This is a genomic window from Pseudahrensia aquimaris, assembly GCF_042676045.1.
GTDB lineage: Bacteria > Pseudomonadota > Alphaproteobacteria > Rhizobiales > Rhizobiaceae > Pseudahrensia > Pseudahrensia aquimaris.
In genome coordinates, this window is the sequence record NZ_JBHTJV010000003.1 from 336,351 (window position 1) to 354,596 (window position 18,246).

An 18,246-nucleotide genomic window follows, 5' to 3' on the forward strand; every position below is an offset into this window, starting at 1 on the left:
CACCGGGTATGGCGGCTCAAATGGCTGAAGCGCGCGGCGTTGCCGCCGCGCGCTGATGGTTAGTCTTCGATCACATTAAACTCGATGCGGCGGTTTGCTGCGCGGCCTTCGACGGTGCGGTTGCTTGCAACTGGCGATGTTTCGCCGAAACCTTTTGCCGCCAAATTGTCGACGCTTACACCAGCATTGGTCAGGTAATCCAAAACGGCTTGGGCACGTGCTTCAGACAGAGCTTGGTTGAAGGCATCGCGTCCGCGGCTGTCTGTGTGACCACCGATTTCAAAGCGCGTGTCCGGACAAGACTTCATAGCTGCCGCAATTCGATCCAACAGAGCATTGGACTGTTCGTTGATTAACGCACGGTTGGTTGCAAAGAGAATTTTCTCGCCTGCAAACAAAGCGCGGAAGTCAATTTGGCAAACTGGTGCCGCTGGCTCGGGCGCCGGGGCTGGCGCCGGTGCGGCCGGCGCTGGTGCCGGGGCTGCTGGCTCTGGTGCCGGCGCTGGTACTGGTGCTGGCGCTGGTGCTGGCGCTTGAACAACGACTGCAGGAAGCGGATAGGAAATTTGCTTGCGCAGCTTGAAATTTTCCGGGATCGAACCCTCGATCTCAGCGCCTAAACGATCAGCCTCTTCTTCGGAAGACGCCCTGCCCTGCACAAACATATTCGTATCGGTGATGGACGCGCGGCTGTTGTCGAGTTTGTTCACCGCGGAAATAGCAGCGGCAACAGCGTTGCCGAAATTCTCCGGCTCACCCAATGCAACACGCTGCCTATCGTCAACATCTTTGCCAAGGGTGGCACGGGTGGCTGCGACCAGCGAATTACCAGTGCCGCGATTGGGAACAAACCCGGACTGAACAGCGGTGTCGCCACCTTTTTCGAGCGCCCACGTGTAGGGTGAAATCGCCACCGGCTTGATATCACGAACGTCCCACGAATATCCGTAATCCGGATTGTTGGCGATATCAGCGAGCGAATTTTCATAATTTGCGACGCTGGAAGCCTGCCCCTCAATGCTGAGTTGGCGGTTCGAAATGCTGGCTTTACCCGTGCTCAAACGGTCCAGCAGAGCCAACCCTTTATCAGCATTGGCAATAAAGCCAGCAGGTGCATCCTCGCGGGGCACAATACGGTTGACCACGGTAGCGTCTGGATAGAGCGCTTTGGCACGGTCTGCGATACCCTTGCGTGCCTCCATTGATGGTGCGTTACCAGCCAGGATGATTGCGCTGCCACGACGTTCTGCAGACCAGACATAGTCCCCAAGATCGGGCGCCGGTTCAATATTAGCAGCCGCGAGGCTCATGCCGGCATCAAGTGTTCCTTTCACCGTTCCATCGGCCGCAGTGAAATCGCTTGGCGAGCGGGCCTTGCCATTTACCGTGAGGTTTAGATCGGACAATGCAACATCGCCCTCGGAAAAGCGTGGCAGCAACGATACCGCACTAACGGAAGCCGCACTGAACGTTTCAGGTGCACCATTGGCGATTTTCATGTCGTCCACCACCTCGGCGTTCGGCAATTGGGCGCGTGTGGCGGCAACAATGGTTGCGCGCGCGCGCTCGTCAGGCACGAAACCGCTTAGCGTTACTTTGCGGCCATCATAATCCGCTCCCCATTCATATGGAGAGACCGTGTTTGGAACAATGCGCTCGCTGTTCAAGATCAAACTTGAAGGCAAAGCGCCTGCAACGGCGGCCTTGGCGACATCGAAGGTTTCGGGATCCCGTGCGACGCCCTCAACCGCTAGGTTAGTGTCGCTCAAGGCGACGTTACCGCTTGTGAAGCGTGGCAGTTGGTCGAGAGCAAATTGTGTACCTTCGCGGAATGTGGACGGAGCACCGGCCGCAATCGCCATGTCGTCAACGATTTCCGCCCCGGGCAGTTTTGCGCGGGCATCCTCTACAATGGAGGCGCGCGTTGCATCGTCTGGAACATATCCGTCCAAGACCACCTTCGCGCCATCATAGTCGGCACTCCATGTGTACGGGGTGATCGTGGCGGGGCGAATGTCTTCGGAGGCCAGAGCGAGACCTGCAGGCAAGTCTCCTGCGACCGCGGCTTTAGCGGTGTCAAATGCTTGCGGGTCTTTTGCCACACCATTGACTGTCAATGCCGTATCAGCAAGCGATACGTCGCCGCTTTGGAAGCGTGGTAATTGATCGATACCGAAACGCGCAGCATCAGTGAAATCGCTTGGTGCACCGGCTGCGATCTGCATTTGGTCGATAACTTCGAAGCCAGGCATCTGGCTGCGTGTTTGCGCAACGACAGCGTCGCGGACCGCCTGATCTGGCACATAGCCACCCAGAGTAACTTTCGAGCCATCAAAATCAGCATTCCACGTATAGGGAGACACTGTGGATGGAACGATTTTCTCTGCCGCCAAGACCATGCCTGCGGGCAATGCTCCAGCGACTGCGGCTTTGGCGGACGAAAATTCGTTGCTGTCTTTTGCAACGCCCTCAACCGTTAAGTCGAGATTGCTAAGACCTACATTTCCGTTGGTAAAACGTGGGAGCTGATCGAGTGCAAACCCGGCAGCGTCCTGAAATGTATCTGGTGAACCACCAGCTACAACCTGTTCATCGGTCACTGGCACGCCGAGCGTTTCGCCAGCTTTGGTAGCAAGGGCGGCGCCCACTTCTGTTGAAGGCACATAACCGGACAGTGTGACACCTGTTCCGCTGTAATTTGCTCCCCACGTATAAGGCGTCACAGACGGCGGTGTGATTTCCTTCATCGCGAGCGTTGCTCCGGCGGGAAGAACACCATCCAGAGCCGCGTTTACGCCGTTGAACGTGTCGAAACTGCTCGCAACACCTTTAACGCTGAGATTGCTGTCGCTGAGCGACATCTCACCGGTGGTGAGGCCGTTAAGCTGCGCCATTCCGAAGCCGGCCATGGCTGCAAGACCCTCGGGCGCACCGCGAGCCAGGGTCATTTGGTCGGTCACGTTGGTGCCAGGAAGGGCTTCTTTTGCAGCGTTTACGATGGTTTCACGCACGTCATCGTTGGGAACAAAACCGCTCAGTGTGACCGCATCGCCGTCGCGATTTGCTGTGAGCGTATAAGGGCTTTGAGCGGCGAGAAGGCTGGATTGGTTCTCAATGACGCGCACATCATAGGCGTTGAGCGCGGTTACTTCGGCGGCGTCCTGCGCATCTTCGCTTGGAGCAACACCCGTGAGCGTAGCATCGCGACCATCCATTTCGACACCCGCCCATGTAAGACCGCTGCCAGCAAGCGCCGCTGTGGCTTTGGCCTTCAAATCGGCTTCAATGACGTCTGCCTTCATATAAAGGGCAAGAAGCGAGAGCAGCCCGACTGTCAAAAGTCCGGGCCAAATCCATTTCTTCCAGTGACACATCAGTGACGCTCCTTAGCTCATATTTTACGCCTTCGGATGCGAAGGCAGGGACAAGACAGCAGTCTTGCGAAAGGAATTATGCGCAGGTTGCTGCTGTGGGGCACATAACAGCAAATTGCGTTGTGAACGATCAAAAACGGTTGGGAAATGGAAACAACGGCCATTTTAAGACGGCGCCAATTTGGTACCCTCCTGAACCTTTCCGCGAAATGTGCGCAGGCTCTTCGGCGTCAATGTTGCGGGTGCTCAAGCATCGGTTTGTGCAAACCCGGCTAACACTAATCTCGCCACATCCCTTGGCATTCAATCAATGGTTAACAAGATCTTATCTTTGCGCAGCGCCCACCAAAGATCAAGCGGTTTACTTACCTTAGGTAATGCTTGTAAAGCCTTGAACTATATGATTTTTTGAATTTTTTCTTCGTTTTTCTGTTGAAAATCATCGGAGCTGCTGAGGTTGCTTCAATGTCGCATGGGCCAACTCAGATCGTAATGGCGGTCTCTGGCTTCACGTTCATGGGGCAAGTGTTGCGCGAGGTGAATGAACAGCCCATCTAAATGTTCTGAAATCTGAACACAAAAAAAGCCCGGCAGTTTCCTGCCGGGCTCTTTTTTGTCTTATCGACTAAACGATTACCAAGTGCGGTAAACGCGCAGTGAGTAAGAGTTTGTGTCGTCGCGGAAAGCAGCAGTCGGGCGGATCGAGAGACCCGGGACTGGGTTCCAGCGAACACCAACAGTGATTTCGTCTTGGACAACCGAGTCGTCATCCGAACCGTGGTAGTTGATGTCTGCGCTCCACTCTGGGCTGAACGTGTAACGTGCGCCAACCAGGTAGTGGTAATCGCCAGCGGCAACAGCTGCTGTCGAGTCTGCACCATCTTCACCGTCCCAAAGAAGGACGCCGCGGATTGCGAGGTTTTCGATGAGGTTCAGGTCAACCGAAGCCTTGATGTAGCCTTCGTCCGTCACGTCTTCGTGCAGGTACGAAATGCGTGCGCCACCCCAAGAACCGGTGTAACCAACGCCTGCATAGTAGTCCATGTTGACGTGATCGTTATCAGCATCGTTGCCAACCGAGCTCTGAATACCAGCAGTAGCGGTGAAACCGTTAGCTGCATATGTGTAATCAAAGAAGATAGCTTGGTCGTATGCGTAGAACGTACCACCATCATACTTTTCGTTGTATGTGCCATAGCCGTGGAACGTTGTGTTCCAAGCATCGGAATAACCGAGGCGAACTTCGCCACCGTCAGCAGACAGGCTGATCAGAGCGCGGTCGATACCGACTGCTGCGTCTGGACCACCGTCGCCGTCAGCCTGAAGGCGAACCTGCGAGCGGAGCGTACCCCAATCGGTTTCGTTGCGAGCATCGATGTTCACGCGAACGCGGTAATCCCAACGAGAGTTGTCGGTCGTACGACCTGCAACTGCTGGCACGGGGACGATAAGGCCGGTAGCATCGTCAAGACGGAAGCTAGCAGGTGTTCCAGCAACGGGAACATCTGTGTTTTTCGTGAAGTCAACACGAACATAGCCGTCAAATCTGAGGCAAGTTTCGGTGCCTGGGATGTAGTAGAAGCCTGCGCCGTACATGTCGCAAACGCGGACGTATTCTACTGGCTCTGGCTCAGCAATAACAGCGTCAGCGGCGCGTGCGCCGGTAACAGCCATAAGCGCTGCAGCAGAACCCAGAAGGAGGGTTTTGAGTTTCATTGGTTTGATCTCCAGTAAAGAACCAAGTTGAGATAGGGCGGAAGCCCCGATGGGTCAGACACGTTTGCGCCCTATCCCTGAGCGGAACCTACTCGCACCGCCTGTGAAGGCAATGCCAAACTTGCCGTTTGGTGCCCTGCACAAGGGTTTCACAAACCCGCTGTTGCACAAAAGCCACGTTTTCGACGCTCTACAGCCTCATTAGGCTTAACAAACGGTGAATTCGATCTTGCAAAACGCATGTTTGAGGCGGGAAAACCGAACAACAGCGAACAAATGGACAATACTGCCCGCGCGGCATGACTCCAGTAATACACCGCTTAAGCGTTGATATATATAGGATTTCGTTTGCAATCAAAGTGAGGGAATCAGTGCGAGGGTGTTTGGGCGCCGATTCCACGCGATTCTTCATGTGATGACCGCACTAGTTTTGCACAGGCCCGTGCAGCAACAAGCCAGATCATCCAATGGTCTGAAAACCTGCAGGCTTCGGTTCGATTTTAAGCCTGTCCCACTTCACGCGATGGGCAGTTCAACCGTCACTGCTGCCCCTTTTTCATCTGAGCGGTTGGCAATGGTGATGCTGCCCAGATGGGATTCGATGATCGTCTTGGCGATAGATAGCCCAAGTCCGGCCCCTCCGCTTGCCCTTGATCGGCTGGCCTCGCCCCGCACGAACGGATCAAAAATCGTCGCCAATTGTTCTGGCGCGATGCCTGGCCCTTCGTCTTCCACCGAAATTATGGCCTTACCGCCCGTCTCAATGACCTGCGCCACGCCGCGCTTGCCGTAGCGTGACGCGTTATCGATAATATTTGTCAATGCGCGGCGAAGCGCAACGGGGCGCCCCGACACTATGATAGGCCGCGCGCGGGCGAACTTTATGTCAGTCGGCTCACAGATACTTTCGAGCAATTCGGTCAGATCGACGTTCTGTAACGGCTCTCCCGCGCCTTCCGCCCTGCCCCAATTCAACAATTCGTCAGCCATGACTGTCATATCATCGAGGGTTTTGATCATCGGTGTGCGCAAATCGTCGTCAGCGATCATCTCGGTGCGAAGGCGAAGGCTGGTGATGGGAGTGCGCAAATCGTGGCCAACCGCAGCGACTGTTCGCATACGCTCGGCGTTGAAGCGGTCAATGTTGGCTTGCATCGTATTGAATGCGTGGGCGGTCTTCTTGAATTCCGCAGCGCCACTCTCCGCCAGCGGTTGAGATCGGTCGCCTTTACCAACCCGAAGGGCGGCCTCCGTCAGGTCACGAAGTGGTTTGGTAAGGCGTCTGATGAACAGCAGCCCGACGGCCAGGACGCCCAAGAATGAAAAGATCAGGCTGGTCCAAACACCCTGCACATAGAAGAAGGGCCGCGGCGAAGCGTTTGTCTGCCGTGCGTTGAGCCAAGTACCGTCCATAAGCGGGATGGCAATTTCAACGACTGTGCGCCGCCGCCCGTTGCGCTCTCCCCCCAATTCACGGATCTGCATGAGAATGTCCTTGCCCTGCGGCAAGGCAATCGTTTCGCCAATTTCGCTGATGAGATTGGCGATGCGGGCGGTTTGCGGGCCTGAGGCATCAATCAGCGGCCGGTTCGCCAAGCGCAGGCGCAGCCGCCGCGCCGAGGATGCGCGAACCACGTCCTGGCGCAAATCAGGAGCCAAGGCATTGAGCGCAGGAACCAGCGTGACCAGACGTTCAATCTGAGAATTTCGGCGTAGGTCGCGCAGTTCGCGGTTTCGTTCAAAGCCAAGCACCAAGAACGCAACCGCGTTGGCGACGATGAGCGCTGCCGCCAAGACGAGCGTAAAGCGCGCCGCCAGGCTATCGGGCCACAGGCGGCTCATGCGAGAGCTTCCTGCACGTCGGCGGCAAAACGATAACCGCCGCCCCACTCGGTCAGTATGTAAGTCGGTTTCTTCGGGTCAGTCTCTATCTTGCGACGAAGGCGGCTGATTTGATTGTCGATGGCCCTGTCATAAGCCTTCGCCTCGCGCCCCGCGGTTAAATCAAGCAATTGATCGCGAGACAGCACAGTGTTGGGCCGGTCGAGAAAGACAGTCAGCAAGCGGTTTTCAGCCGTGGTGAGTTCATGTCGTGTGCCGTCATGATGAGAGATCGCGCTTTGCGAAGCATCGTGCACCCAATCGCCGAAGCGGCGAGCAGACAAAACGACCGTTGCCGGAGCCGATGGCACGCGACGCAACACGGCGCGGATGCGTGCCAAGAGTTCGCGCGGATTGAACGGTTTGACGAGATAATCATCCGCCCCGAGTTCTAAGCCAACTATGCGGTCTGTCTCATCGGCCATTGCGGTGAGCAGAATGATGGGTGGACCATTTTCGCTGTTGATCCAGCGGCACAAGCTCAATCCGTCTTCGCCGGGCATCATGATGTCCAGCACGACGAGATCAAACTTGCCATTGCCCAGCGCCTCCCGCGCCTGTGCGGCATCGGCCGCCATTTCGGTGCGGAACCCTTGTTTGCGCAAATATTGGCTTAGCGGCTCGCGGATCTCGCGAGCGTCGTCAACAATCAGAATATGGGCATTGGTAATGGTCATGGGCCATTCGTAGCGGATTTCGCGGGCTTCGCGAACGGCCAATCAGCCAGTGGCTGCGCTTTATTTGTCGCAAATTGTATCAAGCGGGCCGGTTGAGACAACTGGCGACAAACTGCCCCTGCAGCGACAAACTTTTCCGGCTTTGGGCGTCTACATCGGTGGCACAGGAATGATCCTGACGAACCTGAAAATGGAGACTATCATGGTCAATATCACAAAGACATCTGTTGCAGCGCTGACCCTTGGCGCCCTTCTCATCGGCTCGACCGGCGCAATAGCCATCGCTCAATCTTCAAACAACGAAGGCCCACGTGCTGAACACGCCTCATGGTCTGGCAAGAAAGACCGTGGCCACCGTCGTCATCATCGCGGCGGCAAACGTGGCGGGGGTATGATGCAAATGCTGCGAGCGGCTGATGCCAACAATGACGGCGACATCACCAAAGAAGAAATCGACACCTACCGCGCTGCTCAGGTGGCGGCAGCTGATGCCAATAAAGATGGCAATATCTCGCTGGGTGAGTTTGAGACGATCTGGATGGATATGACAAAGCAACGGATGGTTCGCGCCTTCCAACGCCTTGATGCCGATGGCGATGGTTCCGTTACCCAAGCCGAGCGCGATGCGCCTGTAGAACGTATGGTGCGCCGGATGGACCGCAACGGCGATGGCGTCATCAACCGTGAAGACCGTCGCGGACGCGGCGGTGAGCGCGGCAACCGCGATCAACGCGGCGATTAAGCCGATTCCTCAAATTTCTGAAATTGCGCCCCTCGATGAAAATCGTGGGGCGCTTTGTTTATTGCGGGGGCACGTCGCTTTTCGCCACTTTGACGGTTTGCGGGATAGAAAAGCTGCCAACCAGTGCTAGAACACTTCTGAGGCTGCATCTCGGCCTCCGCGGGGGACGTCCATTGGCGCAGGTTACAGTAAACAATGGTTTCAACGCTACGCTGTTCGATCACAGCATCAGCCTTCAGCTGATACAGACCGCCACAACATTTTCTTACAGTTCACTGACAGGCGATATCGTCACGCTAAATGGCACCTTTAGCTATCCCGGTGGTTTGGGGACCAATCCTATTGGCACTTTGGATAGTGTAACCATCGATATCGGCAACGACGGCACGACAGATTTGTCGACGGACTATTCGACTCCCCCGACCGATTTTTCCGGCCTCTTTTCACCCCAACCGGTGTTTTTCGACTCGCTGTTCCAACAAGATGACGTGCATGATCTAACAGGCAGCTTTGTGCTTTTTTCTCTGTCCGGATTTTACAGCAACGGGGGTGTGTTCGGCGCGCCCAGTCAAACGGTCAGCGACACGGCGTCCATATCTGGAAGCGGCGCCATATTTGGTGACGCGATCATCGGCGGAGGGTCGAACGCGCCCACAGGCGACGATCTTATAACGGTCACAGGGCTTACTGGCGATTTGTTGGTAGTCGGTGACACACGCTACAAAGATGCATCGCCCGACACTTCCGTTTATGGCGAGGACAACATCGCCGACACATCATCGAGCAGCAGTTTCAATCTCAAGCTGATCGGAGATTTCGACTTCACATTGGGAAATCTGGACGGCGGCACAATCAACGCCGGAATTGATACGATAACAGGTGGATTGACCGCAGTCACAATCATCGGAGACGGGCGAACGCTGGACGGGCGCAACAACAGCGTCTTTGCGGCTGCGGATATCCTAACCGGCAGTTCCAAAGCCGACACCATAATCGGTGACATTGATACCCTTCTGGTCGATCCACTTGGCGCAAATATCCTCCACGCCGGAGGCGATACAATCGACGGTGGCGCGGGCGATGACATCATCTATGGCGACTACCGTGTTTTGGACCCTGCTTCGGTGGTCAATCAGGGCAGTGATACTATCAATGACGGGGCTGGCAACGATCTGATCTACGGTCAGGTTGGTGACGATGTTTTGTTCGGCGGCACTGGCTCTGACACGATCGACGGTGGCACCGGCCGTGATACCGCCAATTTTTCTCTCAGCGCTAACGCTGTGACCGTGATTTTGGGCATGTTAGGCGCGGACGGCTCTGCCATCGGCAACGGCACCGATATTCTGCGCGAAATAGAAGACGTCACCGGATCGGCGCTCGGTGATATGATCACAGGCAACGAAGCAGCAAACGGCCTCGTGGGTGGCGGTGGCGATGACACTTTGATTGGCGGTGGAGGCAACGACGACTATTGGATCGACAGTTCAGATGACGTGATCCTTGAGCTGGCTGGCGAGGGATACGACGAGGTCTTTACCGATCTGGCCAGCTACACCCTTGGTGCAAACGTAGAGCGCCTCAACTTTATCGATGGTGGCAACCATTCGGCCAAAGGCAACGCGCTCAACAACAGATTTGCCGGCAATGCAGGGCAAGATACTTTCATTCTCGACGAAGGCGGAGCCGACATATTCTCTGGCGGCCAAGGGCAGGATGTATTCGACGCGCGATTGAGCACGAACGGTATCAACATTGATTTAGCCACAGGAATGCATGGTGGCGATGCGGCAGGTGACAGATTTTCCTCCATCGAGGTGTTCTGGGGCTCTAACAATGCCGGCGTCGGCGATACGATGATCACCGAGCTTGCTCGCGCCAAGTTTTACGGCTTTCGAGGAGACGACGATCTAACTGGCGGCGCGACGGTTGATTATCTTGACGGCGGCGTTGGCAATGATGTGCTCAATGGTATGGGCGCCCGCGATGGACTGCGCGGCTTCACGGGCGACGACACGCTGACAGGCGGGTCCGATCGTGACTATTTCCAATACGTCGTTGCCGGGTTCGATCATGATACGATCACCGACTTTCAAGACGGTCTGGACTATCTAAGGATTTTCTCAAACGTAGCCGACGAAATCTCCGATTTCACCATCGCTGGCAATGGAACGTCCTCCGTGTTGCTGACGCTGAACGATGGCACAGGTGAAAACACCATCACGCTCAACAGCGATGATGGCTCGAATATCATCATCGATTCTGGTGATTTTCTATTTTACTGAAAGCCAGCAGCCGTTCAGTGACCACGTTTTTGATTGCACATTTCAGTTAATGCGCTTCAATGCAGCCGGTTCGGATAGTCTGGCGGAGACAACGTCCGTCAACGCAGGGTTTCACCTAACTTCACCAGATGCCAATTTGGTCATCTGGCTGAGAGCTGGTGCATCTTTGCGCAGGCTATTGAGCAAGAGAACGGAATTGAGCAACACTCGTTGACAAAGTCGGCCAAAGGCAGCTGGCTTATCGGCGGATTACTTCACATTTTGAGTTTGTCCGCATCACGCAACTACACAGTTGGATGGAACCGAAGGGCTATCTCACGAAGGCGTCAACAGCCACGCAAGTATGCTCGGCGTTCAATCCGGCTAATAGAACAAAAAGTCGCTCGCATCGATTGTGATGTTCGAGCCACCATCGCTGTTGAGGGTGATGGTGTTATCGCCTGTCCCATCGTTCAACGTTAACAACACAGATGATGTGCCGTTGCCGGTGATGGTGAAGTCGGTCACGGCGTTGGCAACGTCGGAGAAGACGCGCAGGTAGTCGAGGCCATCCTCGTAGTCGGTAATCGTATCGTGGTCGAATTCGGCAAAGACGTATTGGAAGTAATCGCGGTCCGCGCCGCCGGTCAGAATATCATCTCCGACGAACCCGCGCAGTCCGTCGCGGGCTCCCGTGCCGTTGAGCGTATCATTCCCCAGTCCGCCATCAAGGTAATCGACGGTAGCCCCTCCGGTCAGGTCATCATCGCCTGCAAAGCCGTAGAACTTGGCCCGCGCTGCGCCCGTGACCATTGTGTCGGAAACGGCGGCGTTGTTGGAGCCCCAAAAGACTTCCATCGAGGCAAACAGATCACCAGCGGCATCACCACCATGGGTGCCGGAAACGAGATCAATGTCGATCCCCAGCGAACCGGCGCGCGCGTCGAACGTGTCCTGCCCCTGACCGCCTGAGAAGATGTCGTTGCCACCAGCATCGAGAATGAACGTGTCATTGCCCGCATTGCCGTCAAAGCGGTTGGCAAGATCATTGCCGGTGGCAGTGTGGTTGCCCGTATCAAGGAAGGTCAGACGCTCGACATTGTTGCCCAGTGTGTAGCTCGCAAGCCCATCCACATAGACCCGATCATAGCCTTCGCCCGCAAGTTCCGTGACGCTGTCGCCTGCATCCTCAATCCAGTACTCGTCATTACCAAGGCCGCCGATCATGGTGTCGGCTCCGGCTCCACCATCGATGTCATCGTCGCCGCCCGAGCCGAATAGGTTATTGTTTTCGTCGCTGCCGATCAGAACATCGTCAAACCCAGAGCCGGTCACGCTTTCAAAGCCCAGAAGAATATCCATTCCGGCTCCAATCGTGTCTTGCGCAGTACCGGATTGTTGAGACAGATCGACCGTAACGCCAGAAGTTGCGTTCAAATATTGAACATAATCGTTCACACCACCCCGTCCATCGAGAAGATTGTCGCCTTCAGTTCCTTGGATGAGGTCGACATCATTTTCCGAGCCAATCACGTTCTCGAAGCCGCTGAGCCGATCTCCCGAAGCATCACCTCCGCTGGCTAAAACATTAAGCTTGATGACTACGCGCCCGGCAGATTGCGAGTAGTCGACGGTGTCAATACCGCCACCACCATCAAGATCGTCGAAGCCTTCGCCACCGCGTATTGTATCATTGCCAATGCCGCCGAAGATATTGTCGGCTCCGTCCCCGCCGCTTAGCGTGTCATTTCCCTTGCCACCGATCAGTGTGTTTTGACCTTCGGTTCCGAAAACCACATCGGCAAAGTCTGAGCCAGTGACGTTCTCGAAATTCAAGAGCGTGTCGTTGCCGCCGCCGCCGGTCATCTGTTGCGTTGTAATTTCGAGATCAACGACCACCCCGGCGGACGCACCGCTATAGTCGGCGGTATCGTCTCCGTCTCCGCCATCCAGAACATCGTTTCCGTCACCTCCCGCAATGACATTGTCTTCTTCGTTGCCCGTGATTGTGTCGTCAAATGCCGAACCGATGACGTTTTCGAGTTCACGCAGCGTGTCCGTTCCTTCCCCGGTCGCGATGCCATCGGCTCCCGCGAGGCCGAGCAATACCGTCACCGCGCCGACACTTGTCTCGTAAGTGACGGTGTCGTTTCCGCTGTCGCCGTCTATCGTGTCGTTGCCGGTTCCGCCGGACAAAACGTCATCGTCGCCTCCGCCGTTCAGCGTGTCGTCGCCAGTTTGGCCATGAATGATGTCGTCGCCTTCCCCGCCATCGATCTCGTCATCACCTCCAATGACAAGAGCGCCGAGCGTGTTTTGGAAATAGTCGCCGTGGATCGTATCGTTCCCGAGGCCGCCATCTACGACGTCATCGCCTGCGTTCAACTGATTGTCGGCAGATCCTTCTGAAACCTCATAAACGTCTCCGATGATCAAATCGTCAGCCGTGCCGCCGACCAGCACATCAGCACCGGCGGTGACGATGACTTCGCCGTCGGCCACATCGGCCCCACCCATCTTGTAGACATCGCCGATAATTGTTGCCGACTGGCTGCCACCAGTGATCGTGTCGTCTCCTGTCTGAACCTCAACCTCAAATCGAAGCATATGGACATCTCCGATGAGCCATGTTTCGCCTGCCACGGTAGAAATGTCCGTGATCTGATCACCTTCGGTAGCCGCCAAATAATTCGCGGGAGAGAAATAACCATGGTCGCCAATGATTACAGACAGTCCGGTCTGCCCGCGATCAAAGGTCAGATTGTCAAATGCACTTGTGGGTACAGTTCCTGTAACACTTCCTGGGCTACCCCGGGCGGAGTCCCCGGCGACGAAGCCGGTGCTAGTGATCGTTACAGTGTCGGTGGCGGCGGGAAAAGCCAGCGTTCCATCCAGACCGAAAACGGAGTAATCAATATCAATGCCGAAATTTTCGATAGCTCCGCTGATTGTTCCTGTATCGGCTTGCGAAAGAGCATTTACCCAGAAGGATGCATTGCCAGACAAAAACTCACCGACGGGCAAGGGGCTTGTGCCGAAGTCGATGATGAGGTCGGTGTTACCGTCATTATCCGTGTCCCATTCGATCTGGGTCACATCGCCTTCGGGGTCGGTTCCGAGACCTCCGGGATAGGTAAATGTACCGGTGAGCGTCACCCGATCATTCGAGCCCGTTACCCAAACGTAGGACGTAGCGCTTTCAACGAGTATCAAGTCGCGCGCGGTCGATTGACCGCCATCCACGCTCGTGCGGGTCAGGACCGATCCGGCAAAGGTTGTTATTGTTGCCATCAAAACCTCGCATTTTGTGCCTGGTGACGGCAGAAACTTCCGGCTTTCCGTGCTATTTGTCACAAAGCTGTCAATAAAACAGGAAATCTCCTGCATCGATGGTGATGTTCGAGCCATTGCCGCTGTTGAGGGTGATGGTGTTGTCGCCAGTGCCATCGTTGAGTGCGAGCGTTACCGATGAAGTGCCGTTGCCTGCAATTGTGAAATCAGAGACCTCATCGGCCACAGCCGAGAAGACCCGCAGGTAATCCAGACCGTCCTCATAGTCCGTGATCGTATCGTGGTCGAACCCGGCGAAGACATACTGGAAATAGTCCCGCCCGGCGCCGCCTGTCAGCGTATCATCGCCGGTGAAGCCGCGTAATCCATCGTCGGCGCCCATGCCGTTGAGCGTGTCGTTGCCCGTGCCACCGTCGAGATAGTCTATGGTCGCCCCGCCGGTCAGGTTATCATTGCCGCCGAAGCCGTAGAACTTGGCGCGAGCCGCACCCGTAACCATGACATCGGCAGCGGAATTGGAGCCCCAGTAGACTTCCATCGATGAGAACGTATCGCCCGCTGCATCTCCACCATGACTGCCGGTGACAAGATCGATATCTATGCCGAGCAAACCTGCGCGCGCGTCGAACGTGTCCTGCCCCTGGCCGCCGGAGAAAATGTCCGACCCGCCCGCATCAAGAATGAAGGTGTCATTGCCCGCATTGCCGTCAAAGCGGTTGGCGAGTTCGTTGCCCGTGGCGGTGTGGTTGCCGCTGTCCTGGAAGGTGAGCCGTTCAACATTCGCGCCAAGCGTGTAGGTGGAAATACCGTCGGCATAGACGCGATCATAACCTTCGCCCACATTTTCGATCACCGTGTCGCCGGGGTCGGTGATGTAATAGCTGTCATTGCCCGCGCCGCCTGTTAGCGTATTGTCGGCGACATTGCCCGTGAGGCTGTCGTTGTGGGCGGAGCCAATGAGGTTCTCTATACGCAAAAGCGTGTCGCCCTCCGCGTCGCCGCCGCTTGCGGCCCCTGTGGTGAGATCGACGGTCACGCCCGCCGAGGAATTTTCGTAAGAAACCGTGTCGCTGCCCGCCCGCCCGTCGAGGCGGTTGGGCTGATCGTTGGCGGTGAACGTGTCATCGGAGGTTGAGCCGATGAGGTTCTCGATGCCGGTCAGCATGTCGCCTTCCGCATCACCGCCGGTGCCGGTTCCTGTGATCAGGTTGACGGTGACCCCCGCAGCCGAGGCGATGTAGGTCGCCGTGTCGCTGCCGCCGCCACCGTCCATGATGTCCGCGCCCGCGCCGCCGGAGAATATCTCGTCTCGATGGGTGCCGATCAGCACGTCATCTCCTGCCGTGCCATCCGGCACGCCGAAGAGGGCGAATTCGGTGAACTGGGAGGGGCTGGAACTGCTGAATGGGTTTATGTCCGCGACCAGGTCGACGTTCCCGTCGCTGTCGACCCGGTAAAGCTCTCTGTCGCCTCCTACTTCTGCGTCGAAATACAGCGCACCGTTATATTCCGTGAATTTGTTGGTGTTCACGGTCGTGGAGAACGTGACCTGTTCGACAGCCCCGCTGCTGTTGACCTTGTGCAGAAAGAACCCCTCCGTCGTCGCCGCAGAGAAATACAAAGCTCCGGAAAACTCGGTGAAGCCGAAGGGGCTCGAATTGCTAGATCCCGGCCTGATATCAGCCACCTGCTCTACGGATCCCGTGCTGGTGACGCGCCACAGTTCGTTACCGCTGATGCCATCATTGGCGGCGAAGTAAAGCGCTCCGTTGAACTCCGTAAAACCGAACGGGTCCGAACTGCTCGACCCGCTTCGGATATCGGCCACTTGCTCGACCGTGCCATTGCTGTTGAGACGCCAGAGCTCTCTGCCGTCCGTGCCACCATCTGCGTTGAAATAGAGCGCCCCGTTAAACTCAACCAGGTCCTGGGGGCTCGAGCTGGGCACCCCCGGATTGATATTGGCCACGATCTCGACCGCGCCCGTGGCGGTGATGCGCCACAATTCCCTGCCGGTGAGGAAATTGTCGGCGGCGAAATAGAGCGCTCCATCAAACTCGGTGAACCCATCCGGGTTTGCGCCGCCACCGAACGGGTTGAACTCCGTTACCTGCTCGACAGTGCCAGAAGCCGTGACGCGCCAGACTTCCTCGTTGCTGCCATCATCGTCGGCCGCAAAGTAAAGGGCGTCGTTGAATTCGGTGAAGTGAAATGGAAGCGAACCCTCCGAGCCCGGGTTGATGTCTGCCACCTGTTCGACGGTGCCTGTTTCGGTTACGCGCCAAAGCTCGGCACCCGTGGTATCGTCTAAAGCGGTAAAATAAAGCGAATTGCCGAACGGTGTCAGTGCGGTGGCAAGGGAGCTGAAGGGGCCTGGGTAAAGATCAGCCACCTGTTCAACGGTTCCGTCGTTCGTCAGTCGCCACAATTCCTGTCCGCTCGCGCCGTCATTTGCTCTGAAATAGAGTGCGTTGCCGAACTCCGTCAGCTCTCGGGGTTCCGAAAAACCTAAACCGGGCGAGATGTCCGCCAGTTGCTCGATCATGCCATTGCTGTCGAGCCTCCAGAGTTCCTCTCCGTCGCTGCCGTCTCTAGCTGCAAAGATCAGAGACGTTTCACGCGCCACCGTCGCCACGTTCATCGATGTCGTCACGATGTCCGTTGCGATGACCACGGTATAGGTGAACGTGCTCGTGCCCGCAGGCGCTTCGCGTCCGGCGGATTCATAGACCAGCGACCGCAATTGCGCAGCGGTGAGAAAATCTCCCTGCTGCACCAGCGTGCCGTCGGGATAGGTCACGTAACCCACATCCGGCAGGCTATCGATGAAGATGGTTGCCAGTTCCGCGAACGGCGTTTCGATCCCCATATCAACCCGGAAGCCCGAAGGCGCTGCGATGGTCTTGGGTGTGTCGACGGTGAAGGGCATGGGGCAACTCCGATACAAAAGGCGCGGCTCAACAACCCAGTGAAACGCAAGCCTTCATCCTGAAAGAACAAGGCCACGGGCGCTCGCCAGAAAAGGCAAAGCTTACCAATTCTCCGTCAGACTGCAATATCTCACTCTGATGCATCACCTCAGCACTATTGCTACCCTTGCGTTACGCGACAGAAGTATTACTGCCTGATTTATCGACCAGAACCCATTACGTGCAGAGCCTGCGCCATGAAGCCCGCGATCTGAGGGAGATAGTGGCAATGCAGACGCTGGAACTGCGCTTGGTCAAAAAAGCATGATCGCGGATGGGATTGAGATCGAATGAGGCATCCCGCATCTAAAAAGCTAGTTTATTGCTCTCAGGTCGTTCTTCACCATTCAGTACTGTGCAGCTGCATGCTGTCTCTACGACTTATTAGGCTGTTTTTGTGTCATACCTGAATGACGCCCTACCCTTCATGAAGTGTCGCAGCAGCACTCGAAAGATGGCAGGTAAGCCGGCTTTTTTTGGGTTGTGGTGACTCGAATTTGGCACCTCTTACCCACTTGTTTTCAGCGATTTTCGGCAAATCAAGCATCCAATTTCATATCACTTCAATTTCCATCAGGGGGTCGCGCGAAGACAAGCGTCAAACCGATTTGCTAAGTTGTGCGTGGCAGGACAGCGGCAAAGTCTACGGCTATCGCTAGCTGCACGATGATTTGCTCGATCAGGGCGAGACTTGCTGCCCAAACCGGGTGGCTCGATTGGCCAATCTTTCAGGGATCAAGGCGCAGATTGGTTACAAAAGTCGACCGGGAACATACGGCGGCAGGCCGTCCGTCATCGTCGATAATACGCTTGATCGGCGCTTCGATGCCAAAGCGCCGGACACGGCTTGGGTGAGGGATATTACCTATATCAAAACCCATGAAGTCATTGCCTATCTCGCTGTCGTCATCGACCTGTTCTCGCGTCGCGTCATTGGTTGGTCGCTTCAAAGCAGGCAGATAGCGGATGTGGTTCTGCAAGCGCTGCTGATGGCCGAGTGGCGGCGCAAACCAATGCAGCAGGTACTGGGCGCCACTTAGACGAAGGCTCGCAGTTCACCAGTATCGAATGGGCAGCGTTCCTGCGTCAGCACAATCTGGAGCATTCGATGATCCGACGCGGTAATTGCCACGACAATGCCGTAGCAGAGAGTTTCTTAAACCTGCTCAAACGCGAGCGGATCAAGCGACAAACCTACCGCAGCCGTGAAATGGCCAGTCGCGGATTTGCAGACGCGCAATTTTTCGCTCGTTGAAGCGGAAATTCGGTGGTGCTCGGTTGCGTCGCCACTCCACCGATAATCATCAATTTTCCGTTCTTCTGCACAAAAGT

General features: G+C 56.1%; 8 protein-coding genes and 1 pseudogene. 3 read left to right on the forward strand and 6 right to left on the reverse strand.

The annotated features are described in order from the left end of the window. Window positions 1–59 precede the first annotated feature (59 nt). From ACFQ14_RS05150 to ACFQ14_RS05165, 4 genes are all read right to left on the reverse strand, one after another. Window positions 60–3,374, reverse strand: a complete 3,315-nt coding sequence (locus ACFQ14_RS05150; RefSeq protein WP_377211635.1) for an OmpA family protein — start codon at window positions 3,372–3,374, stop codon at window positions 60–62. 633 nt (window positions 3,375–4,007) lie between these two features. Beyond that, entirely contained in the window at window positions 4,008–5,090 is a 1,083-nt protein-coding gene (locus tag ACFQ14_RS05155; RefSeq protein ID WP_377211636.1) for a porin, read from the reverse strand. 516 nt (window positions 5,091–5,606) lie between these two features. Then, entirely contained in the window at window positions 5,607–6,932 is a 1,326-nt protein-coding gene (locus tag ACFQ14_RS05160) for an ATP-binding protein (protein WP_377211637.1), read from the reverse strand. Beyond that, window positions 6,929–7,648 carry a response regulator gene (locus ACFQ14_RS05165; RefSeq protein WP_377212075.1) on the reverse strand — a complete coding sequence of 240 codons (720 nt, stop codon included), beginning with the start codon at window positions 7,646–7,648 and terminating at the stop codon, window positions 6,929–6,931. The genes ACFQ14_RS05160 and ACFQ14_RS05165 overlap by 4 nt, the downstream gene beginning before the upstream one ends. 49 nt (window positions 7,649–7,697) lie before the next feature. Between ACFQ14_RS05165 and ACFQ14_RS05170 the strand changes: the two genes are divergently transcribed. Together ACFQ14_RS05170 and ACFQ14_RS05175 are read left to right on the forward strand one after the other, a co-directional pair. Then, a complete protein-coding gene (locus ACFQ14_RS05170) occupies window positions 7,698–8,390 on the forward strand; it encodes an EF-hand domain-containing protein (protein WP_377211638.1) in 693 nt (230 codons plus the stop codon). Window positions 8,391–8,563: 173 nt separating this feature from the next. After that, complete coding sequence (locus ACFQ14_RS05175; RefSeq protein ID WP_377211639.1) at window positions 8,564–10,675, forward strand: beta strand repeat-containing protein; 2,112 nt, start codon at window positions 8,564–8,566, stop codon at window positions 10,673–10,675. A gap of 363 nt (window positions 10,676–11,038) precedes the next feature. On the opposite strand, the gene ACFQ14_RS05180 is transcribed toward ACFQ14_RS05175, so the two are convergent. Both ACFQ14_RS05180 and ACFQ14_RS05185 read right to left on the reverse strand, forming a co-directional pair. Beyond that, window positions 11,039–13,945 carry a beta strand repeat-containing protein gene (locus ACFQ14_RS05180; protein WP_377211640.1) on the reverse strand — a complete coding sequence of 969 codons (2,907 nt, stop codon included), beginning with the start codon at window positions 13,943–13,945 and terminating at the stop codon, window positions 11,039–11,041. A 70-nt stretch (window positions 13,946–14,015) separates the two neighbouring features. Next, a complete protein-coding gene (locus ACFQ14_RS05185; protein ID WP_377211641.1) occupies window positions 14,016–16,874 on the reverse strand; it encodes a hypothetical protein in 2,859 nt (952 codons plus the stop codon). 621 nt (window positions 16,875–17,495) lie between these two features. On the opposite strand from ACFQ14_RS05185, the pseudogene ACFQ14_RS05190 reads away from it, so the two are divergent. After that, window positions 17,496–18,148: pseudogene (locus ACFQ14_RS05190) on the forward strand (IS3 family transposase); the annotation flags it as partial. Window positions 18,149–18,246: the final 98 nt, after the last annotated feature.

Bases quoted from the DNA above. Each gene is read 5' to 3' on its own strand.
- ACFQ14_RS05150 (WP_377211635.1), bottom strand. From the start codon at position 3,374: ATGTGTCACTGGAAGAAATGGATTTGGCCCGGACTTTTGACAGTCGGG.
- ACFQ14_RS05155 (WP_377211636.1), bottom strand. From the start codon at position 5,090: ATGAAACTCAAAACCCTCCTTCTGGGTTCTGCTGCAGCGCTTATGGCT.
- ACFQ14_RS05160 (WP_377211637.1), bottom strand. From the start codon at position 6,932: ATGAGCCGCCTGTGGCCCGATAGCCTGGCGGCGCGCTTTACGCTCGTC.
- ACFQ14_RS05165 (WP_377212075.1), bottom strand. From the start codon at position 7,648: ATGACCATTACCAATGCCCATATTCTGATTGTTGACGACGCTCGCGAG.
- ACFQ14_RS05180 (WP_377211640.1), bottom strand. From the start codon at position 13,945: ATGGCAACAATAACAACCTTTGCCGGATCGGTCCTGACCCGCACGAGC.
- ACFQ14_RS05185 (WP_377211641.1), bottom strand. From the start codon at position 16,874: ATGCCCTTCACCGTCGACACACCCAAGACCATCGCAGCGCCTTCGGGC.